This window comes from Streptomyces sp. NPDC058257, from assembly GCF_042881845.1.
Classification (GTDB): Bacteria; Actinomycetota; Actinomycetes; order Streptomycetales; family Streptomycetaceae; genus Streptomyces.
The window spans coordinates 165,288-184,603 of the sequence record NZ_JBHVXJ010000003.1; the positions used below are offsets into that span (position 1 = coordinate 165,288).

The 19,316-nt window shown below is 69.8% G+C and carries 20 protein-coding genes; 8 read left to right on the forward strand and 12 right to left on the reverse strand.

The window, feature by feature from the left end:
- Positions 1 to 175 precede the first annotated feature (175 nt).
- Positions 176 to 1,180 (forward strand): helix-turn-helix domain-containing protein, encoded by a 1,005-nt coding sequence (locus ACFVXC_RS09695; RefSeq protein WP_389903379.1) that lies wholly within the window; start codon positions 176 to 178, stop codon positions 1,178 to 1,180.
- Here ACFVXC_RS09695 and ACFVXC_RS09700 read toward each other — a convergent pair.
- The 10 genes from ACFVXC_RS09700 to ACFVXC_RS09745 form a co-directional block, all read right to left on the reverse strand.
- Entirely contained in the window at positions 1,134 to 2,489 is a 1,356-nt protein-coding gene (locus tag ACFVXC_RS09700; protein ID WP_389903382.1) for a cytochrome P450, read from the reverse strand. The genes ACFVXC_RS09695 and ACFVXC_RS09700 overlap by 47 nt on opposite strands.
- Positions 2,486 to 3,607: an epi-isozizaene synthase gene (gene cyc1 / locus ACFVXC_RS09705; RefSeq protein ID WP_389903383.1), complete on the reverse strand. Its 1,122-nt coding sequence runs from the start codon at positions 3,605 to 3,607 to the stop codon at positions 2,486 to 2,488. The genes ACFVXC_RS09700 and cyc1 overlap by 4 nt, the downstream gene beginning before the upstream one ends.
- Before the next feature lie 324 nt (positions 3,608 to 3,931).
- Entirely contained in the window at positions 3,932 to 4,582 is a 651-nt protein-coding gene (gene def / locus ACFVXC_RS09710) for a peptide deformylase (protein ID WP_389903386.1), read from the reverse strand.
- 64 nt (positions 4,583 to 4,646) lie between these two features.
- Positions 4,647 to 5,627, reverse strand: coding sequence for a tetratricopeptide repeat protein (locus tag ACFVXC_RS09715; protein WP_389903390.1), 981 nt, complete (start codon positions 5,625 to 5,627; stop codon positions 4,647 to 4,649).
- A 105-nt stretch (positions 5,628 to 5,732) separates the two neighbouring features.
- Entirely contained in the window at positions 5,733 to 6,965 is a 1,233-nt protein-coding gene (locus ACFVXC_RS09720) for an HD-GYP domain-containing protein (RefSeq protein WP_389903392.1), read from the reverse strand.
- A 113-nt stretch (positions 6,966 to 7,078) separates the two neighbouring features.
- Positions 7,079 to 8,422 carry an HD-GYP domain-containing protein gene (locus ACFVXC_RS09725; protein ID WP_389903394.1) on the reverse strand — a complete coding sequence of 448 codons (1,344 nt, stop codon included), beginning with the start codon at positions 8,420 to 8,422 and terminating at the stop codon, positions 7,079 to 7,081.
- A 221-nt stretch (positions 8,423 to 8,643) separates the two neighbouring features.
- Entirely contained in the window at positions 8,644 to 8,988 is a 345-nt protein-coding gene (rsrA, locus tag ACFVXC_RS09730) for a mycothiol system anti-sigma-R factor (protein ID WP_389903396.1), read from the reverse strand.
- Positions 8,985 to 9,665, reverse strand: a complete 681-nt coding sequence (locus ACFVXC_RS09735) for a sigma-70 family RNA polymerase sigma factor (RefSeq protein WP_389903398.1) — start codon at positions 9,663 to 9,665, stop codon at positions 8,985 to 8,987. The genes rsrA and ACFVXC_RS09735 overlap by 4 nt, the downstream gene beginning before the upstream one ends.
- 221 nt (positions 9,666 to 9,886) lie before the next feature.
- The gene (locus ACFVXC_RS09740; protein ID WP_389903400.1) at positions 9,887 to 10,528 is read right to left on the reverse strand and encodes an alpha/beta family hydrolase; all 642 of its coding nucleotides are present in this window, start codon (positions 10,526 to 10,528) and stop codon (positions 9,887 to 9,889) included.
- A gap of 1 nt (position 10,529) precedes the next feature.
- Positions 10,530 to 11,369 carry an SOS response-associated peptidase gene (locus ACFVXC_RS09745; RefSeq protein WP_389903402.1) on the reverse strand — a complete coding sequence of 280 codons (840 nt, stop codon included), beginning with the start codon at positions 11,367 to 11,369 and terminating at the stop codon, positions 10,530 to 10,532.
- Positions 11,370 to 11,430: 61 nt separating this feature from the next.
- On the opposite strand from ACFVXC_RS09745, the gene ACFVXC_RS09750 reads away from it, so the two are divergent.
- The 4 genes from ACFVXC_RS09750 to ACFVXC_RS09765 all read left to right on the forward strand — a co-directional run bounded on the left by ACFVXC_RS09750 (position 11,431) and on the right by ACFVXC_RS09765 (position 14,999).
- Positions 11,431 to 12,153 carry a M50 family metallopeptidase gene (locus ACFVXC_RS09750; RefSeq protein WP_389904395.1) on the forward strand — a complete coding sequence of 241 codons (723 nt, stop codon included), beginning with the start codon at positions 11,431 to 11,433 and terminating at the stop codon, positions 12,151 to 12,153.
- Between the two features lie 44 nt (positions 12,154 to 12,197).
- Positions 12,198 to 13,514: a 3-phosphoshikimate 1-carboxyvinyltransferase gene (aroA, locus tag ACFVXC_RS09755; protein WP_389903405.1), complete on the forward strand. Its 1,317-nt coding sequence runs from the start codon at positions 12,198 to 12,200 to the stop codon at positions 13,512 to 13,514.
- A 16-nt stretch (positions 13,515 to 13,530) separates the two neighbouring features.
- Positions 13,531 to 14,544, forward strand: a complete 1,014-nt coding sequence (gene rsgA, locus ACFVXC_RS09760; RefSeq protein ID WP_389903407.1) for a ribosome small subunit-dependent GTPase A — start codon at positions 13,531 to 13,533, stop codon at positions 14,542 to 14,544.
- Positions 14,545 to 14,675: 131 nt separating this feature from the next.
- Positions 14,676 to 14,999 carry a DMT family transporter gene (locus ACFVXC_RS09765; RefSeq protein WP_383273912.1) on the forward strand — a complete coding sequence of 108 codons (324 nt, stop codon included), beginning with the start codon at positions 14,676 to 14,678 and terminating at the stop codon, positions 14,997 to 14,999.
- Between the two features lie 26 nt (positions 15,000 to 15,025).
- Here ACFVXC_RS09765 and ACFVXC_RS09770 read toward each other — a convergent pair whose 3' ends face one another.
- Complete coding sequence (locus tag ACFVXC_RS09770) at positions 15,026 to 15,631, reverse strand: TetR/AcrR family transcriptional regulator (RefSeq protein ID WP_389903410.1); 606 nt, start codon at positions 15,629 to 15,631, stop codon at positions 15,026 to 15,028.
- 162 nt (positions 15,632 to 15,793) lie between these two features.
- Between ACFVXC_RS09770 and hisN the strand changes: the two genes are divergently transcribed.
- Complete coding sequence (gene hisN / locus ACFVXC_RS09775; RefSeq protein ID WP_389903413.1) at positions 15,794 to 16,594, forward strand: histidinol-phosphatase; 801 nt, start codon at positions 15,794 to 15,796, stop codon at positions 16,592 to 16,594.
- 156 nt (positions 16,595 to 16,750) lie between these two features.
- A complete protein-coding gene (locus ACFVXC_RS09780; RefSeq protein WP_389904396.1) occupies positions 16,751 to 17,152 on the forward strand; it encodes a cyclic nucleotide-binding/CBS domain-containing protein in 402 nt (133 codons plus the stop codon).
- 51 nt (positions 17,153 to 17,203) lie between these two features.
- Here the strand turns inward: ACFVXC_RS09780 and ACFVXC_RS09785 are convergent, their stop codons facing one another.
- Positions 17,204 to 18,673: a catalase gene (locus ACFVXC_RS09785; RefSeq protein ID WP_389904398.1), complete on the reverse strand. Its 1,470-nt coding sequence runs from the start codon at positions 18,671 to 18,673 to the stop codon at positions 17,204 to 17,206.
- Between the two features lie 153 nt (positions 18,674 to 18,826).
- Here ACFVXC_RS09785 and ACFVXC_RS09790 point away from each other — a divergent pair, with 153 nt between their 5' ends.
- A complete protein-coding gene (locus ACFVXC_RS09790; protein WP_389903415.1) occupies positions 18,827 to 19,243 on the forward strand; it encodes a Fur family transcriptional regulator in 417 nt (138 codons plus the stop codon).
- Positions 19,244 to 19,316: the final 73 nt, after the last annotated feature.

Here is a 19,316-nt window from a genome sequence, read left to right on the forward strand (position 1 = left end):
CGTGGACGTACCCGACGAGCGCGGGTGCGGCCAGGAGGAGGAAGACGGTCAGGACGGTCGCGTAATCGAGGATCGTGTTCATGTCCTTACTGTCCTGCGGCCCCGAGGGAAGCGTCAGTGGCAGGACTGCCACACACCATCGACTTACTGCCAGCCCTGCGGCACACTGACAGACATGCTGAGGAACGTGGCCGTAGTGCTGCTCGACGGCGTGAATCCCTTCGAACTCGGCGTCGTCTGCGAGGTGTTCGGCCTCGACCGGAGCGACGCAGGCCTTCCGGTGTACGACTTCGCGGTGGTCGCCGCCGAGGACGGACCCCTGAGCAATCACGCGGGGTTCACGATCACCACTCCGTACGGCCTCGACCGGCTCGAAGAGGCCGACCTCATCGCCGTGCCCGCGGGCCAGGAGTTCGTGGACCGCGCCTACCCCGAGGATCTGCTCGCCGCCCTGCGCCGTGCGGTGGACCGCGGGGCGCGCGTCCTCTCCGTCTGCTCCGGGGTCTTCGTGCTCGGCGCCGCGGGACTGCTCGACGGCCGCCGTTGCGCCGTGCACTGGCGGCACGCCACGGAGCTCGCGGTGCGCCATCCGCGGGCCCGGGTCGAGCCCGACGTCCTGTACGTGGACGAGGGCCCGGTCATCACATCGGCCGGCACCGCGGCCGGGATCGACGCCTGCCTGCACATCGTGCGCCAGGAGCACGGCATCGAGGTCGGCAACGCCATCGCGCGGCGCATGGTCGTACCGCCCCATCGCGACGGCGGTCAGGCCCAGTTCGTGGAGCGCCCGCTGCCGCGCACGTCGTGCGACACCGTGGGCGGGGTGCTCGCCTGGATGGAGCGCCATCTGGACAGGGACATCACCGTCGAGCTGCTCGCCGAGCGCGCGCACATGTCACCGCGCACCTTCGCCCGCCGCTTCCAGCAGGAGACCGGCACCACGCCCTACCGCTGGCTCCTGCGCCAACGGGTTCTCCTCTCACAGGAGTTGTTGGAGGGCTCGGACGAGACGGTGGACGCCATCGCCGGGCGCGCCGGGTTCGGCAACGCCGCGGCGATGCGCCACCAGTTCCTGCGGGCGCTCGGCACCACACCGAACGCCTACCGCCGCACCTTCCGCGGACCGGCGGCCATCAGCGCCTCTCGGCCTTCAGAACCAGCCTCTTCGGCTGCAGGGTGATACCGATCTTCGTGTCGGCGTCGGTCTCCGCGATCGGCGCCAGGTGCCACTTCGGGGCAACCGTCGCCAGGATGATGGCGAGTTCGGCCAGGCTGAAGTGGTCACCCGGGCACTTGCGGTTGCCCGTACCGAACGGCATCATCGCGAACTCCGGTACATCTGAGGCACGTTCCGGATTCCAACGGTCCGGGTCGAAGCGGAGATGCTGCTCGAAGGAACGCGGATCGCGTTGCATCGCATACACGCTGTAGACGATGTCCGCGTCAGCCGGAATGCGGTAGCCGCCCAGAGTGGTCTCTCCTACCGACCGGCGCGTGAATATCCAGGCAGCCGGTTGTATACGCATGGCCTCAGTGACGACATTCCGGGTGTGCGGAAGGTCCTTGAGGTCGGCGAATGTGATCTCCCGGTCCGGTGCGACGGCATTTACCTCTTCAACCAATCGCCTTTCCTGCTCGGGGTGTTCGGCCAGCAGATGAAACGTCCACGCCAGGGTCGACGCGATATTCTCGGCGCCCGCCACGACAAGGGAGATCACATGGTCATGGACCTCCTGATCGCTGAGCGGCTGACCGGATTCATCGTGCGCCCGCAGCATTTCGGCCAACAGGTCGTCCCGGTCCGCGCCCGCCGCCCTTCCTTCGGCGATGATCTCGTCGACCAGTGCGTGCAGATCGGCGAGCGCGCTCTGGAAGCGGCGGTTGCCCTGGGTCGGCACGCGGTACAGCGGCCCGACCGAGAGCACCATCCTGCGGTAGAGCCCCTCGAAGACGGTGTGCAGCGAATCGGCGATGCGGTCCGCCTTCTCACCGATCGCGTCGACTTCCAGGAGCGAGCGGGACACGACGCGCACGGCCGTACGGAACATGTCCGCGTTGATGTCGACCGTGTCGCCCGAGCGCCAGCGCGCGGCCGTGGCGCGGGCCTCCTCCTCCATCACCTTGGCGTAGTCGGCGATCCGCTCGCGCCTGAACGCGGGCTGCATCATGCGCCGTTGACGCTTGTGCAGCTTGCCGTTGCTGGTCGCCACGCCCTTGCCGAGCAGCACTTCCAGGGTGTCCCAGAGGGGTCCTCCGACGATGTAGTCGGGGCTGCGCAGGAGCTGCCCGACCAGCTCCGGATCGCAGACCGCGTACGCCGTCTTGGGGCCGAGCCTGATGCGGACGAGATCACCGTGGTCCCGCAGCGCGGCGAAGAAGCCGAGCGGGTCGCGCACCAGGTTCCAGGCGTGTCCGATGAGCGGGGCGCCACCGCTGACGAGCGGTGGCGTCGCCGCGGGAGTCGCGGGTATCGCGGATTCGACGCTCATTCCTCACCTACCAATTCAATTTCAGCCAAGTCGCTCATTCCCGCATCACTCACATACGGCGGAATGGACCTGTCGTCCCAGCTGTCCACCCGATAGCGACCGGATTCGTGGTGGAACCAGTACACGGAAGAGAACCAGTTCCGCATGTTTGCGACGCACGATTCCACCGCGCCCGAGAGTTCCTTGCCGTACGCGCTTCCGTCGGCCAGCTGACCAGCGAGACGCAATACTTCTTCCTCCGCCACGAGGAAATCCGATATGCACTGGGTCACCCGCCTGTGGACTTCCGCCACGGCCTCTTCGAGGGAAAGACCCTCGTGCTGGATCAGGCTGATGCCCAGATTGTGCAGTTCATCTCCCGCGAGTTCTTTGGGAAGTGAGCACAGGTCGTTGTACCAGGCGGAGAAATCCTGCGTGGCGAGCGCCGCCCGCCGATATGCGGGATGCTTCCGCACCTCCTGCGGCAGCTCGTGCCGCGCCGTGGGCTCGAGCAGGTCGATCCACGTCCAGTGCGCGAACGTCAGCCTGCGCAGCTCGATGTAGGCCTCGACCGTCGGCACCGTGCCGGTCCTGCGGTTCCTGAACTCCAGGTCGTACGCCTCGATCACGCTGTGGAAGTGCCGGGCGAACCGGGCGTTCCAGCTGGCCCCCAGCTGCGAGTACAGCCGAAGGACGCAGTCGGCGAACCCCGCGACCAGTGGGTCGTGGTGGTCCAGCTGTTGCCGGGGTGCCCGGAGCGTCTCGTGAAGGCCGCGGCACAGGCGGCGCCACTGCGCCGCTCTGCCGTGCACCGAGTCGCGGTCGTGCCGGTCGTCCCACGCGAAGAACCAACTGCTGAGGTCGGCTATCGCGCTGAGCAACTCATCGGGCGCGCCAATGTAGTAGCCCGCCACCAGGTCCGTGTAGCACAGACTGTCGGCGTACCGCTCCACCTTGTCCGCGGGCATGAGGCGCATTTCGCGCAGCCATGTCCTGGATTTTTCCTGAAGCTCCGGCCAATACGGATGCAGTCGTCGCGGAAAGTCTGCCTCGATCACCGGGAGCGCCAACGCAGGCGGCACGGATACCGCCGGTGTCTGTGACTGTGTCGGTGAAGTGCCAAATGAATATGCAGGCACGAACTGGCCCCTCTCAGCCGCTTGAGGACGTACGCCCCTCCCGCCGTACCGGGCGCGCGCCGTTGCGTTTCCCCGCGCTTTCCATTCAGCACCACAACTGACCGTTCAGGGAACAGATTTGCGCCATTCACTACCCCCCTGTGCCGAAAAAATCCACGTACGTGACTAATTTTGGATCATCGTGAGCCTGTTTTGCTCGCACAGTTGACCGGTCCATGCGAACAGCCCATGCGAACGGCCCCTGGACGGGAGGGAGATCCCGACCAGGGGCCGCTGGACGCGCGCTTGCTCTTCGGCCTGCTCTTGGCCTGCTCTTCGGCTTGCTCAGTCGTTCGGCACGACGGGGTAGCGCGGAGTGCCCTCTTCCATCTGCCGCAGCGCGTCCTTGCGGTCGCGCTTGGAGAGGCGGTCGATGTAGAGGTAGCCGTACAGGTGGTCCGTCTCGTGCTGCAGGCAGCGCGAGAAGTAGCCGGTGCCCCGCACCTTGACGGGGTTGCCCTTCTCGTCCTGCCCGGTCACCTCGGCGTAGTCCGGGCGGGCCAGGTCGGCGTAGGCGGTGGGCACGGAGAGGCAGCCCTCGCCCGCCTCGTCCAGGCGGCGCCGCTCGGCGGGGAGCTCGCGCACCACGGGGTTGCAGACCACGCCGACGTGCCGCTTGCCCTCGTCGTCCATGCAGTCGTAGACGAAGACCTTCAGGTCGACGCCGATCTGGTTGGCGGCAAGGCCCACGCCCTCCGCGCTCCGCTGGCTGGCGAACATGTCGTCGACGAGCCGCGCGAGTTCGTCGTCGAATGCGGTGACATCCTTGCACTCCTTGTGCAGCACAGGGTTGCCGACGACCGTGATGGGCCGGGACGTGCCGCGCTCGCGGTAGGCCGTCTCCCGCTCCTCGCAGTCCTCCGTGTCGATGACGAAGCCCTCGTCGTCCACGGGGAGGACCCCGCCCGAGGCCTGCTTCTCAGTGTCCTGCGCCATTGTCCGACGTACGCCTTCCTGGGAACCCACAAGAGATGGTGCCGGTACAGCCTACGGCCAGGAGTCAGCAGACCTCTTCCAGATCCCGCCAGTCACGGGAGTCCGGGCTGTCCGCGACCCAGCCGTCCAGGAGCCCGCGCACCAGGGCGGCGGGTGCCGCGATGCCGCACTCGCGCTCGGGCACCCACAGGGCACCGGGGCTGCGGTGACCGAGCGGTCCTGGATGACCGGGCTCGCTGTGGTCGTGCGGGTCCAGGTGTTCGCCGTCGCCCTCGTCGCTCGGCATGCGGCTCTCGGAGCACATGCGACAGAGCAGCCGTACGGACGACGACCAGTCCTCGGCGGCGAAGCCCGCGTCCGCGGCGAGCCGCTCCAGGGCGTTCCTGTCGTCCTCGGTGGCGGCCTCCAGGAGGACCACCCAGGTGGGGACCGGCGAGGGCGCCCACAGCTCGATCTCGTCGAAGACGGGGTACGAGTCCCCGGCCCCCGTCGTCCGCTCGCCGTGCGGGACGCCGTCGTGCAGCACGACCTCGCCCCAGCGGCGCCCGGAGGAGGGCAGCGGGATGGAGAGGATCTCGATCCTGGCGGGGTCGAGCCTGCGCCCCCACACGACCTCGGCCTCGCCCTCGGGCGAGAGCCGCACGGCGGCGCTGCCCAGGTCCATGCCGGTGGGCTCCCCGGAGGCGGCCACACCGCCGGGCACCTTCAGTCCGTACGCCTGCCAGGCGCGCCGGGCCAGCGGCCAGTCCTGCAACGCGGTGGCGGCGATACCCACGTTCCACCAGTCGGGGGCTCCCGCCGACCGGTCGAGCAGCGCGACGGCCCGCAGGCCCGCGGCGCGCGCCTGCTCCCAGTCGTGCCGGAACTTGTGGAGCAGCGCGAGGTTGAACCAAGACTCCGAGAGCCACGGCTCGAGATCCGCCGCGCGGGTAAGCAGCGCGCCCGCGTCCTCGTACCGCCCGTCGCCGATCAGCGTGAAGGCGCGGTCGGTGGCCTGCCGCCATGAGGCGGAGGGCCGGTGCCGTCCCTTGCCGAAGATCCTCACGATTCCCGCCTGCCGATTACTGAGTTCCTGTAGTCCCGCCGTGCCCCTGAGGGCCCTCTTCGCATCCAACCACGTACGGTCGGACGGCCGCTCATTACCCATGGGTTACCCAACCGGAGGCAAGCTATGACCGCCCCGTGCAAGGACCCGGGCCAGGGCTTCCACCACTTCGGGCTGGTAGTCGCGGCCGGTGCCCAGGCGCAGCCGCTCCAGGGCGTTGAGCGGGCCCCCCGGGCCTTCTCCCCTCGCCATCTCGTCGTACGCGTTGGCAGCTCGCACGATACGGGCGGTGAGCGGCTGCTCGCGATAGGGGTCCGCCTGCCGCTCCACGACCACGGCGACATCGCCGTTCACCCCCGTCTGACGCACGACGGCGCCCCCGAGCAGGGCGATGCGCCGCTGTTCCGCGTCCGGCAGGGCCGCGGTGGCGCCCGCGGGCACGGGGTCGATGAGGGAGAGCTGCCCGATGTCGTGCATCAGCGCCGCGTACTCGAGGACGGCGAGGTCCGGCGCGGAGAGACCCAGCTCACGCCCGACGGCCCTGCTCAGCGCGGCGACGCGGCGGGCATGCCCCTGCGGGGTGTACCCGGCGATCTCGGTGGACCTGGCGAGCGAGGTGATGGTCTGCCGGTAGGTGGTCCGCACGGCGGCGTACCGCCCGAACGACAGCTGGGTCAGGAGCAGCGGCAGGCTGAACACCGGAAGCGCCCAGAGCCCCGCCACGGCCACCGCGAGCGCCATGACGGCCCCGGTCGCGCACACGGCGGACCCGATGCCGAGCATGGCCCGCAGCTCGTCGCGCAGGAGCGGTCCGAACGGCCAGCGGGTACGGGCGTGCGCCAGGGCCGCGGCGAGGACCGCGTCGCAGAGGGCGGTCAGGACGAGCAGCGCGACGATGACGACGGCGAAGGCGGGCCCCCGCCCGGCCCACTCCTCCAACTTCCCCGCGTTGTAGAGCGGTTGGAAGCACGCGGCGGCGAAGCCGACCGTGAGCACGCGCCGCGCCACATGGTCGAGGGCGGGCCCTCTGCCGAGCGCCACACTCGGCACGGCTCCGACGAGCGCGGCGGCCACCACGACGGCGATCACCTGGAACACGCCGTGGTGCGTGGGCCGCCCCCCGACCTCCCCGAGCAGCGCGTACGCCAGCGCGCCCGCGGCACCGAGCGGCGCGGGCTCCCGGTCGCTTCCACCGGCGCCCCACCGGGCAAGCTCCCCCACCACCACAAGCCCCCCGAAGGCCAGCGCGACCCCGCCTTCGGCGACACCGCGCCAGAGGGTCCAGCAGAGGGCGAGCAGGGTGAGAATTCCGGCAGATCCGTAAACCAGTGCCGCCACCGTCGCGGACAGGCGTTCCGCGGGGCGAGTGGGGCCTCCCCTGTTCGAGCGAAGCCGAGAGCCTGGGGCAGGGCGGGCACTGCCCTCAGCGCCGGGTTCCGACAGAGCGGCGCTCACCGTGCTCCCGCCCCCGGGGCCGCGGGAACGCCGGGCTCCCCCCGGCGGGGCGACGGCACGCCCCCCGCGACGTCAGCAGTCACCTCGGGGTGCCAGCCGTACCGGCCCAGCGCCCGCTGGAGCGCGGCGACCATCACGGGGTCGAACTGCGACCCCGCGCACCGCGCCAACTCGGCCACGGCGGCATCAACGGGCCTCCCCCTCCGGTAGGACCTCGTGGACGTCATGGCGTCGAACGCGTCCGCGACGGCCACCACTCGCGCGAACTCCGGAATCTGCCGCCCCACGAGCCCGTACGGGTAGCCGCTCCCGTCGATCCGCTCGTGGTGATGGAGGATCGCCGCCCGCGCCTCTCCGAGGAAGCCGATCCCCCGCACCATCTCGTGCCCGTACTCGGGATGCAGTTCGATGACCCGCCTCTCCTCCGGGGTCAGCGGCCCGTCCTTGCGCAGCAGCCGGGTCGGTACGCCGAGTTTGCCGACGTCGTGGAGGATTCCGGCGAACCGCAGGCTCTCCACCCTCTCGTCCGCCATTCCCAGCTCCCTCGCGATCATCACGGAGGCCCGTCCCACGCGCTCGCTGTGCCCGCGGGTGTACCGGTCCTTGATGTCGACGGCCTGCACGAGCGCCCGGATCGTGGCCTGGTGGGCGGCCCGCTCGCGGTGGTACTGCGCGAAGACCCAGCAGGAGACCCCCATCGGGAGCAGCACGAGGAGCGCGGCGAGCGGCCCGTACGGACTGCGCCAGAGGACCGCCATCATCAGACCGGCGAGGCCGTGCACGGCGACCGGCGCGAACGACCGCAGGAAGAGCCCCCGCCAGGCGGTCCGCACCGGCACCCGTTCCGCGGTCGCCAGGATGCCGCCGTCCAGGGCGGTCAGTACGGCGGAGAAGGCCAGGACGGCCGCTCCGGCGGGCGCCAGGGCGTACGGAAAATGGGGCGCGGCCACCGCCTCGTGCCCGCCGAGCGCTCCGTACACCCACGCCGAAGCCCAGGCGGCCAGGACCAGTTGGGCCGCGCGCCAGACCCTGCGCACCCACCGGGGGCTCCGCTCGACGCGGGCGAGCAGCGCCCCCGGCACCGCGACGAGCGCGGCGGCGGCGGGCGGCAGCAGGAAGACGGCGGCGAGCAGCACGGGGAAGAAGGTGCCGAGGCCGTTCGGGCCGCGGCGGCCGATGACCCGGCACCGCGATGCCTGCTCGCAGCCCGCGTAGAGCGCGGCGAGGAGCCCGAGCGCGGCCCACGGCGTGCGCGAGGTCAGCGCGGGCGCGGCGCAGGCGGCCGCGGCCAGGGCGGCGCACAGGATGTAGGCGCGCGCCAACGGAGCGATGGACCGCATGGCACCGCCTCCTCCCCCATGACTCCCCCGTTGACCGCCCCCGGGGACCACGGTCCTCAGGAATCGCGTTCCAAGGTCCGGAGACTAGAACGGCCGCACCCCGCTCCGAGTCCCCCTCGCGGAAATTGGCACGTACGAGTGATGGAGGACAGAGAAAAAGCAGGTCGTGACGGAGTCCCGTCACGACCTGCTCACACTCAGCTGCCTCAACTGGCGAAAGTTCAGGCTTCCTTGGCCCGCAGGCCCTTGGCCGGCGCACTGCCCTCGGAGGCCACCGTCTCCACCGTCACGTCGTGCTCGGGCACGGCCTCGCCCGAACGGATCAGGTCGATGCGTCCCATGACCTTGGAGCGCAGGTCGACCGGCACGTCGTCCTGGCCGCAGCAGCGCTTCACCAGCTTCTTGACCGCCTGCTCCAGGCCGTACTTCTCCAGGCACGGAGAGCACTCCTCGAAGTGCGTCTCGAACTTGGTGCAGTCGCTGTCCGGCATCTCTCGGTCCAGGAACTCGTAGAGATGGTCCAGGACCTCACTGCAATCCGTCTCGTGCGGCTCTCCGCAGCTCATGAGCCTGAGCCTTTCGCTTCGTTCGACGACTCTGACGCAGCGCCGGCGGGGACGAGGCCGCGGTCACGGGCGTAGTCCTCGAGCATGCCGCGCAGTTGGCGACGGCCGCGGTGCAACCGGGACATCACCGTACCGATGGGTGTCCCCATAATGTCCGCGATCTCCTTGTACGCAAAGCCCTCTACATCGGCGAGGTAGACGGCGATGCGGAATTCCTCGGGGATCGCCTGCAGCGCGGACTTCACGTCCGAGTCCGGCAGGTGATCGAGCGCCTGCGACTCGGCCGAGCGCAGACCGGTGGACATGTGCGACTCGGCGCGTGCGAGCTGCCAGTCCTCGATCTCCTCGGCGGCGCTGCGCTGGGGCTCGCGCTGCTTCTTGCGGTACGAGTTGATGAACGTGTTGGTGAGGATGCGGTACAGCCACGCCTTGAGGTTGGTGCCCTCACGGAACTGGTGGAACGACGCGTACGCCTTGGCGTAGGTCTCCTGCACCAGGTCCTCCGCGTCCGCCGGATTGCGCGTCATGCGCAGCGCCGCCGAGTACATCTGGTCGAGGAAGCCCAGGGCGTCCCGCTCGAAGCGGGCCGTGCGCTCCGCCGATGTCTCAGCGGCTCCGTCGGGTCGCTCCGCCTGGCCGTGCTCGGCCCCTGCGTCGGTCCCAGTGACCGGACCCACCTCCTCCGAAGACGTGATGAGACCAAAAGCAGTCCCACTCGAATCGGAGGATAGACGACGATCCGGTCCTGCCGCCGCTCGAATAGGAGCGGTCTTGGGCGCGCTCAGCACAGTCCACTCCAGGTCAGAGGCGCTGGAGCGGGCCGGGCAAGTGGTCGAACCCATGCGGCGGACTTCCTCTCGTACGAACAGCGTTTAGCGTCTGTTCGGCACAACAGAGGTCATGCATCCAACATTCCCGTCCAATGGATGACGCCATCCGTGATGAGCGTCATGGCATCGGTCTCGGTGATGTCCGCGCGTTTGGGAATAGCGAAGCCATGATCGCCGTAGGGGATCTCCACCAGTTCGTACGTCCCGTCGGGGAACTCCGCGGGCTTCCCGAAGGGGTCGTTGCCGCCCTGTACGACGAGGGTCGGCACCCCGGCTCCGAGCAGTTCATCCGCGCGCGACTTCTCGGGCTTGCCCGGCGGGTGCAGGGGGAAGCTGAGGGCCAGTACGGCGGCTGCGCCCAGTTCGGTGGCGGTACGGCACGCGACGCGGGCCCCCGCGCTACGACCGCCCGCGATCACCGGAAGGCCGTGCTTGGCCACAGCGGGCCACAAGCCCCGCCATCCCACGTCGAGGGTCTTCGGCGCGGGTGCCAACTTCTTGCCCGCCACCCGCCAGGGCTGCTCCACGAGGGCGACGGTGACGCCGTGCGCGGGCAGGGCGGCGGCGATGGCCCTGAGGTCGCGGGCCTCGATACCGCCGCCCGCGCCGTGGCTCAGGGCCAGCACCGTGCGGGCCGTGCTCTTGGGGGCGGGGTGCCACGTGATGCGTGCCTCACCCGCGTCGGTCTCGACGATCTCGCTCTTGGTCACGTCAGAAGAGTGTGCCTTCTTCGGGCCCCTCCAGCTCCGTAAGCAGCTCCGGCCCGTTGTTGCGTACGTTGCTGACCGCCGTCGACACCGGGTAGGCCCGCATCAGGCCGTGCGGCGGCGGCTCCAGGAGCGTCCGCAGGTCCTCGGGGTCCGTGCGGGAGGGGTCGAGCCAGGCGTCCCAGCGGTCCGGCGTCAGCATGAGGGGCATGCGCGGATGGATGTCGGCCAGCGAGCGCGGGCCTTGTTCCGGTGCCTTCGCCAGGGGCGAGTTCTCCGCCTCCGTGGTGATCACCGTGCACGTCACCCACCAGGCGAGGGGGTGCTCGTCGGGGAGCGTCTTGTCGCGCCAGAACTCGTACAGGCCAGCCATCGCGAAGACCGAGCCGTCGGCGGGCGTCACGAAGTACGGCTGCTTGCGGGGGCGCTTCTTCTTGCCCTCGACCTCCAGATCCCGCTCGCCCGAGCCGGTGACCCACTCGTAGTAGCCGTCGGCCGGGATGACGCAGCGGCGGGACGTGAAGGCCCGGCGGTACGAGGGCTTCTCGTGCACGGTCTCCGCGCGGGCGTTGATCATCCGGGCGCCACCCTCGGGTGTCTTCGACCAGGACGGGACGAGTCCCCATTTGAGTGTGCGCAGCTGGCGAACCGGGCGGCCCGTGACAGAGGAACTATGAGAAACAGTTTCAGCGTCTTTCACCGGACGGTCCAGGATCGCGTAGACCTCCTTCGTGGGGGCCACGTTGAAATCGGGGGCGAGCGCCTCTTCCGGCTCCCACTTCTCGATCTCAAAGATTCCTGCGAGATCCTCGGGCCTACGACTCGATGCATACCGTCCGCACATACGTGCCAGACTGCCAGACCCCGTACACCCAGAGGAGCCGGTCCCGACAATGGCCAGAGCAATGGAAGCCACCGCGAACGCCAGCCTGACCGACCTCTGGGACCGGGTCTTCGGCACACAGGCGGCCCCCGACGAGTGGCTCGTGATCATCACCGGCCTCGTGGCGCTGGCCGTGGTCGTCCCGCACGGCGTCTGGCGGATAGCCCGCAACGCGATCACCATCGCGCACGAGGGCGGACACGGCCTGGTGGCCCTGCTCACCGGCCGCCGCCTCGACGGCATCCGGCTGCACTCCGACACCAGTGGCCTCACCGTCTCGCGCGGCAAGCCCACCGGGCTCGGCATGATCCTCACCGCGGCCTCGGGCTACACCGCGCCGCCCCTGCTCGGCCTCGGCGGCGCCGCGCTCCTCGCCGCCGGTCACATCACCGCGTTCCTGTGGATCGCCACGGCCCTGCTCATCGTGATGCTCGTCATGATCCGGAACGCGTACGGCGCGCTCACCATGGTCATCACCGGCGGCACCTTCCTGCTCGTCTCCTGGCTGACCAGCTCGCAGGTGCAGGCGGCGTTCGCGTACGCGGTGGTGTGGTTCCTGCTCCTTGGAGGCGTACGGCCCGCCTTCGAGCTGCAGTCCAAGCGCAGGCGCGGCGGCGCGGGCGACTCGGACGCGGACCAGCTGTCCCGGCTCACGCACGTCCCCGCGGGGATGTGGCTCTTCCTCTTCCACGCCGTCTCGCTGTGCTCGCTGATAGGCGGCGGTCGCTGGCTGCTCGACCTCTGAGCAGCGCCGACCGCGCCATTACCGTGAGCCACTAAAGTGTGAGCATGACCGCGAACCCAGCGCACAGCACCCTCTGGCCAGCCCCGCACGCGAGCGGAGCCGTCGCCGCGACGGTCCATGTGCCCGGGTCCAAATCGGTCACCAACCGCGGCCTCGTCCTCGCCGCCCTCGCCGCCGAGCCCGGCTGGCTGCGCCGCCCGCTGCGCTCCCGCGACACCCTGCTGATGGCGGGCGCCCTGCGTGCCCTCGGCGTCGGCATCGAGGAAGGCGTGGGCCCGGACGGTTCCGGTGAGGCCTGGCGGATCATCCCCTCCCGTCTGTACGGCCCCGCCACCGTCGACGTGGGCAACGCGGGCACGGTCATGCGCTTCCTGCCCCCGGTCGCCGCCCTCGCCGACGGCGCGATCCGCTTCGACGGCGACCCCCGTTCGTACGAGCGTCCGCTGCACGGCGTGATCGACGCCCTGCGCGCCCTCGGCGCCCGCATCGACGACAACAGCCGAGGCGCTCTCCCGCTGACCGTGCACGGCAGCGGCGCCCTCGACGGTGGCCCGGTCGAGATCGACGCCTCGTCGTCCTCACAGTTCGTGAGCGCCCTGCTGCTCTCGGGCCCCCGCTTCAACCAGGGTGTCGAGGTACGTCACACCGGCTCCGCCCTGCCCTCCATGCCGCACATCCGGATGACCGTCGACATGCTCCGCGCGGCCGGCGTCCAGGTGGACACCCCGGAGTCGGGCGGCGAGCCGAACGTGTGGCGGGTCACCCCCGGCGCCCTGCTCGGCCGCGATCTGACCGTCGAGCCCGACCTGTCCAACGCCCAGCCGTTCCTGGCCGCCGCGCTGGTCACCGGCGGCCGGGTGACCGTCCCGGACTGGCCCGCGCACACCACGCAGCCCGGCGACGAGCTGCGGCAGATCTTCACCGCGATGGGCGGTTCCTGCGAACTGACCCCGCAGGGGCTCACGTTCACCGGCTCCGGCTCCGTCCACGGCATCGACGTGGACCTGAGCGAGGTCGGCGAGCTCACCCCCGGCATCGCGGCCGTCGCGGCCCTGGCCGACTCCCCCTCGACCCTGCGCGGCGTCGCCCACCTGCGGCTGCACGAGACGGACCGCCTCGCGGCCCTCACCAAGGAGATCAACGCACTCGGCGGCGACGTCACCGAGACCTCCGACGGCCTGCACATCCGTCCGCGCCGCCTGCACGGCGGGATCTTCCACACGTACGACGACCACCGCATGGCCACCGCCGGCGCCATCATCGGCCTCGCGGTGGAGGACGTACAGATCGAGAATGTCGCGACGACGGCGAAGACGCTGCCCGACTTCCCCGCCCTCTGGACCGGAATGCTCGGGAACTGACGGGCGGATCCAGAACATGCGCCGCTACGGAAAGAACCCCGACGAGGACGACATCCGCGTCCGCCCCAACCGCAAGGGCAACCGCCCGCGCACCCACATCAGGCCCAAGCACGAGGACGCGTCCGACGGCATGGTCCTCACCGTCGACCGGGGCCGCCTCACGGTTCTGGTCGACGACCGGATCGTCCTCGCCATGAAAGCCCGTGAACTGGGCCGCAAGGCCGCCGTGGTGGGCGACCAGGTCTCGCTCGTCGGCGATCTCTCCGGCAAGAAGGACACCCTCGCGCGCATCGTGCGCATCGCGCCGCGCACGTCCGTCCTGCGGCGCACGGCCGACGACGACGACCCGTACGAGCGGGTGGTCGTCGCCAACGCCGACCAGCTCGCCATCGTCACCGCCCTCGCCGATCCGGAGCCGCGCCCGCGCCTGATCGACCGCTGCATCGTGGCCGCGTTCGACGGCGGTCTCAAGCCGATCCTCGTCCTGACCAAGTCCGACCTGGCGTCGGCCGACAAGATCCTGGAGACCTACTCCACGCTCGACGTGCCCTACGTGGTCACCAGCCGCGAGGAGTTCACCGACGGCGCGGAGCTCGCCCGGGTGCACGAGCTGCTCGACGGCAAGATCACCGCGTTCGTCGGCCACTCCGGAGTGGGCAAGACGACGCTGGTGAACGCCCTGGTGCCGCAGGAGCGCCGACGCAGCACCGGGCACGTCAACGCCGTCACGGGCCGCGGCAGGCACACCACCACGTCGGCGCTCGCGCTCCCGCTGGCGGGCTCACAGGGCGGCTGGGTGGTCGACACGCCCGGCGTACGGTCCTTCGGCCTGCACCACGTCGACCCGTCCCGCGTCATCCTCGCCTTCCCCGACCTGGTCCCCGGCACGGAGGAGTGTCCGCGCGCGTGCAGTCACGACGAGCCGGACTGCGCCCTCGACGCGTGGGTGGCGGAGGGGCACGCGGACCCCGCGCGCCTCTACTCACTGCGCAGGCTGCTCGCGACCCGTGAGCGGCGGGAGGGCGACTGACCTCCGTTGTTCGCGCCCGCGTTTGCGCCCGAGTTCACGCCCGATGCGCCGCGGCAAGGGCATAATCGCACCAAGCCTGATTCAAGCCAGACGAAGCGGTCACCGGACGTACGGATGCGGGAGGCGGATACATGGCGTGGCTGCTTGTCATCGTCGCGGGGTTCCTGGAGACCGGGTTCGCGGTCTGTCTCAAGCTCTCGCACGGCTTCACCCGGCTCTGGCCGACGATCACCTTCGCCGCCTTCGCGCTCGGCAGCTTCGGTCTGCTCACGCTCGCGCTGCGCAAGCTCGACGTGGGCCCGGCGTACGCCGTCTGGACGGGCATCGGCGCCGCGGGCACCGCGATCTACGGAATGATCTTCCTCGGCGACGTGGTCTCCACGCTCAAGCTCGTGTCGATCTCGCTGGTGATCGTCGGCGTCATCGGCCTGCAGCTCTCGGGCTCCGCCCAGTAGTCAGTAACCAGTAGCCAGAAGTCCCGTCAGACGTTGATCCAGCGCCCGAGCACCCCGCGCACCAGCTCCACCGGATCCTCGCCCGCGGGCGAGGGCGCGACGACGTACGACAACGCCATCCGCACGGCGCTCTCGCAGGCCATGGCCAGCTCGTCCGTGTCCGTGGGGCGTGCTCTGCCGTTCAGCGCGTTCACCGCCTTGTCCCGGACGAGGACGAGCAGTTCGGCGGGCGAGGGGACACCCGCGTCCGCTCGCCGCTGCGCCGGTACGGGCGAGGCGGAGACCCCGGACCTGCTCGGCGCGGGCAGGCGTTCGCCCCAGCAGCCGGTGAGCATGGCCCGGGTGAGTTCGTTCCCGCGCGCGGTGGCGATCGTCCAGGCGCTCACGGCGGCGAGCCGGTCCACCGGTCCGCCCTCCACGCCCAACGCCCGCTCCACGCCGTGCAGATAGGCGTCGGTCTCGCGTCGGAGCAGGGCGCGCGCGAGGCCGTCCTTGCTGCCGAACTCGTTGTAGAGGGTCTGCCGGGACACTCCGGCGGCCGCCGCGACATCGACCATGCGGACTGTCGGCCACGGTCGGCGAGCGAGCGCCGTACCGGCCGCGTCAAGTAGGGATTCCCGTGCTGCAGGCATCGTCGCCTCCCGGAGCCGAAGCGGCTCTGCGGCCAGAGTTGACGTGCTCGGAGGCGGTGTCAATAGCCTCGGCGGGACCTGGCACGGGATACGTCAGGTCCCGGAACGGCCCGGACATACGGCGCTGTGGCTCAGGTACAACGAGATCGATACTGTTCACTCATGCCCGACTACCACGATGATCTGCGTCTTGCCCATGTCCTCGCGGACGCCGCCGACGCGGCGACGATGGACCGGTTCAAGGCTCTCGACCTCAAGGTCGAGACCAAGCCGGACATGACGCCGGTGAGCGAGGCGGACAAAACGGCCGAGGAGCTGATCCGGTCGAACCTGAAGCGGGGGCGGCCGCGCGACGCGATCCTCGGCGAGGAGTTCGGCGTCGAGGGCACGGGCCCCCGCCGCTGGGTGATCGACCCGATCGACGGCACCAAGAACTACGTACGCGGGGTGCCGGTCTGGGCCACGCTGATCTCGCTGATGGAAGCGGGCGAGGGCGGCTTCCAGCCGGTGGTGGGCGTCGTGTCGGCGCCCGCGCTCGGCCGGCGCTGGTGGGCGGCGAAGGGTGCGGGGGCGTTCACCGGACGCAGCCTGACCTCCGCGACCCGGCTCAAGGCGTCCAAGGTCTCGCGGCTCCAGGACGCGTCCTTCGCGTACTCCTCGCTCTCGGGCTGGGAGGAGCAGGGCCGCCTCGACGGGTTCATGGACCTCACGCGCGCCGTCTGGCGCACCCGTGGATACGGCGACTTCTGGCCGTACATGATGGTCGCCGAGGGCTCCATCGACATCTGCGCGGAGCCCGAGCTCTCGCTGTGGGACATGGCGGCGACCGCGATCATCGTGACCGAGGCGGGCGGCACCTTCACCGGCCTCGACGGCGCTCCGGGCCCGCACAGCGGCAACGCGGCGGCGTCGAACGGCCTGCTCCACGGCGAGCTGCTCGGCTACCTCAACCAGCGCTACTGAGGCGCACGCCCCGCACGCCCCTCGCGCGCACACGCCCTGAACCGGCAGCACGCGCCCCCTTGTTGACACACCACATGGCTGCGAGTCTGAGGGTCCCCCCACTTGTGAACTTGTGAATCGCTTCTCTTGCGGTCCACTCAGGAGGTGGCTCAGCCCATGCTCGTCCGCGACGCCATGAGCACGACGGTCCTCACCATCGGCCCCGCCCACACGCTGCACCAGGCGGCCCGTCTGATGTCGACGCGCCGCGTCGGCGCTGCCGTCGTCCTCGACCCCGACACCTACGGCCTCGGAATCCTGACCGAGCGCGACGTCCTCATCTCGGTCGGCCTCGGCCAGAACCCGGACACCGAGACGGCCGGCACGCACACCACGACCGATGTCGTCTTCGCCGCACCGTCATGGACCCTGGAGGCGGCGGCCGACGCCATGTCGCACGGCGGCTTCCGCCACCTGATCGTGATGGAGGGGAACGAACCGGCGGGCATCGTCTCGGTCCGCGACATCATCCGCTGCTGGGCTCCGAGCAGGCAGCGCGTGGCGACGCTCACCGTGTGAAACGAAAGGTGGGCCGGACCCCCGAAGGAGCCCGGCCCACCTACTCCCCCCTCAGCCGCGAAGGGCCTGGACTGCGGCTTCGAGGCGCTTGCCGAAGTCACCGTCCGCCTGACGGAAGTTGTTGATCGCGCGCTCGGCGATGTCGTCGCGCGAGACACCCGCGATGTTGCCCGCGAGGTTCTCGATCAGACGCGCCTTCTCGTCCTCGGACATGTTGCGGTAGAGGTTGCCCGCCTGCACGAAGTCGTTGTCCTCGGCGTGCGAGGGGGCTTCGTGGTTGCCGGTGCCACCGGAGACGGGGGTGGTCACCCAGAGCGGCCGGTCCGTCTGGAAGGGGCCGCCGAAGGAGTTCGGCTCGTAGTTCTTCGCACCCTTGTGGCGGCCGTCGTACAGGAAGCCGTCACGGGAGTTGGTGCGCGCCTCGGTGGCGTGCGGGCGGTTCACCGGCAGGTGGTCGGCGTTGATGCCGACGCGGTAGCGGTGGGCGTCGCCGTACGCGAAGAGGCGGCCCTGGAGCATCTTGTCCGGGGACGGGCCGATGCCGGGAACGAAGTGCGCGGGCGAGAAGATGCTCTGCTCGACCTCGGCGAAGATGTTCTCCGGGTTGCGGTTGAGCTCCAGCTTGCCGATCTCGATCGGCGGGTAGTCCTCGTGCGGCCACACCTTGGTGAGGTCGAACGGGTTGAAGCGGTAATTGGCCGCGTCGGCCGCGGGCATGATCTGCACCTGCACGGTCCAGGACGGGAACTCGCCGCGCTCGATGGCCTCGCGCAGGTCGCGCTGGTGGGAGTCGGCGTCCTCACCGGCGAGCACGGCCGCGTCGGCGGCGGTGAGGTTCTTGATCCCCTGGTCGGTCTTGAAGTGGTACTTGACCCAGAAGACCTCGCCGGCCTCGTTGTTCCACTGGTAGGTGTGCGAGCCGTACCCGTTCATGTGGCGCAGTGTCGCCGGGATGCCGCGGTCACCGAAGAGCCAGGTGACCTGGTGGGTCGACTCGGGGCTGAGCCCCCAGAAGTCCCAGACGTTGTCGGCTTCCTGCGAGCCCGTGTACGGGTCGCGCTTCTGCGTGTGGATGAAGTCGGGGAACTTGATGGCGTCCTTGATGAAGAAGACGGGGGTGTTGTTCCCGACCAGGTCGTAGTTCCCCTCCTCCGTGTAGAACTTCAGCGCGAAGCCACGGGGGTCGCGCACGGCGTCGGCGGAGCCGAGGTTGCCTGCGACGGTGGAGAACCGGAGGAAGGTCTCCGTCTGCTTGCCGACCTCGGAGAGGAACTTCGCGCGCGTCCACTGCGAGACGTCGCGGGTCAGCGTGAAGGTGCCGTACGCACCGGCGCCGCGCGCGTGGACGATGCGCTCCGGGATGCGCTCGCGGTTGAAGTGCGCGAGCTTCTCGAGCAGCGCCTGATCCTGGACGAGTACCGGACCGCCGACACCAGCGGTCTCGCTGTTCTGGTTGTCGGCGACCGGCGCGCCGGCCTCCGTGGTGAGCGGTCCCTGCGTCACGTGCGCCTCCTGCGTCATTTCCTGCAAGTCCTGTCCTTTGGCGACTGCCCTCGGCGTTTGCCCTTGGCTTCCACCGACCTCGATCCTACGATGGACTTTGTCTAAGTCAAGTAAACATCCAAAGTCACACATCGTCGGGACTTAGGTCCCCCACCTGTTAGGCTGGTTCTCATGAGCGACCTGTTGGAACGACTGCGCGGACGCGGCTGGCGCATGACCGCGCAACGACGCGTCGTGGCCGAGGTGCTCGACGGGGACCACGTACACCTGACCGCGGACGAGGTGCACGCCCGCGCGGTGGGCAGACTGCCGGAGATCTCCCGCGCGACCGTCTACAACACCCTGGGTGAGCTGGTGACCCTCGGCGAGGTCCTGGAGGTCTCGACGGACCGCAGGGCCAAGCGGTACGACCCGAACGCCCACCGCCCCCACCAGCACTTGGTGTGCGCCCAGTGCGGCACGATCCGCGACGTCCACCCCACGGGCAACCCCCTGTCCAGCCTCCCCGACTCGGAACGCTTCGGCTTCACGATCGAGGGCGCGGACGTCACCTACCGAGGCACCTGCCCGAACTGCGCGGCGGCGTAGCACTTCTTCTTCGTACGTCCACGAAGCCCCCGGAGCCACCAGGCACCGGGGGCTTCGTGCGATGCCTGGGCAG

Bases quoted from the DNA above. Each gene is read 5' to 3' on its own strand.
- ACFVXC_RS09695 (WP_389903379.1), top strand. From the start codon at position 176: ATGCTGAGGAACGTGGCCGTAGTGCTGCTCGACGGCGTGAATCCCTTC.
- ACFVXC_RS09700 (WP_389903382.1), bottom strand. From the start codon at position 2,489: ATGAGCGTCGAATCCGCGATACCCGCGACTCCCGCGGCGACGCCACCG.
- def (WP_389903386.1), bottom strand. From the start codon at position 4,582: ATGGCGCAGGACACTGAGAAGCAGGCCTCGGGCGGGGTCCTCCCCGTG.
- ACFVXC_RS09725 (WP_389903394.1), bottom strand. From the start codon at position 8,422: ATGCGGTCCATCGCTCCGTTGGCGCGCGCCTACATCCTGTGCGCCGCC.
- rsrA (WP_389903396.1), bottom strand. From the start codon at position 8,988: ATGAGCTGCGGAGAGCCGCACGAGACGGATTGCAGTGAGGTCCTGGAC.
- ACFVXC_RS09745 (WP_389903402.1), bottom strand. From the start codon at position 11,369: ATGTGCGGACGGTATGCATCGAGTCGTAGGCCCGAGGATCTCGCAGGA.
- ACFVXC_RS09750 (WP_389904395.1), top strand. From the start codon at position 11,431: ATGGAAGCCACCGCGAACGCCAGCCTGACCGACCTCTGGGACCGGGTC.
- aroA (WP_389903405.1), top strand. From the start codon at position 12,198: ATGACCGCGAACCCAGCGCACAGCACCCTCTGGCCAGCCCCGCACGCG.
- rsgA (WP_389903407.1), top strand. From the start codon at position 13,531: ATGCGCCGCTACGGAAAGAACCCCGACGAGGACGACATCCGCGTCCGC.
- ACFVXC_RS09765 (WP_383273912.1), top strand. From the start codon at position 14,676: ATGGCGTGGCTGCTTGTCATCGTCGCGGGGTTCCTGGAGACCGGGTTC.
- ACFVXC_RS09770 (WP_389903410.1), bottom strand. From the start codon at position 15,631: ATGCCTGCAGCACGGGAATCCCTACTTGACGCGGCCGGTACGGCGCTC.
- hisN (WP_389903413.1), top strand. From the start codon at position 15,794: ATGCCCGACTACCACGATGATCTGCGTCTTGCCCATGTCCTCGCGGAC.
- ACFVXC_RS09780 (WP_389904396.1), top strand. From the start codon at position 16,751: ATGCTCGTCCGCGACGCCATGAGCACGACGGTCCTCACCATCGGCCCC.
- ACFVXC_RS09785 (WP_389904398.1), bottom strand. From the start codon at position 18,673: ATGACGCAGGAGGCGCACGTGACGCAGGGACCGCTCACCACGGAGGCC.
- ACFVXC_RS09790 (WP_389903415.1), top strand. From the start codon at position 18,827: ATGAGCGACCTGTTGGAACGACTGCGCGGACGCGGCTGGCGCATGACC.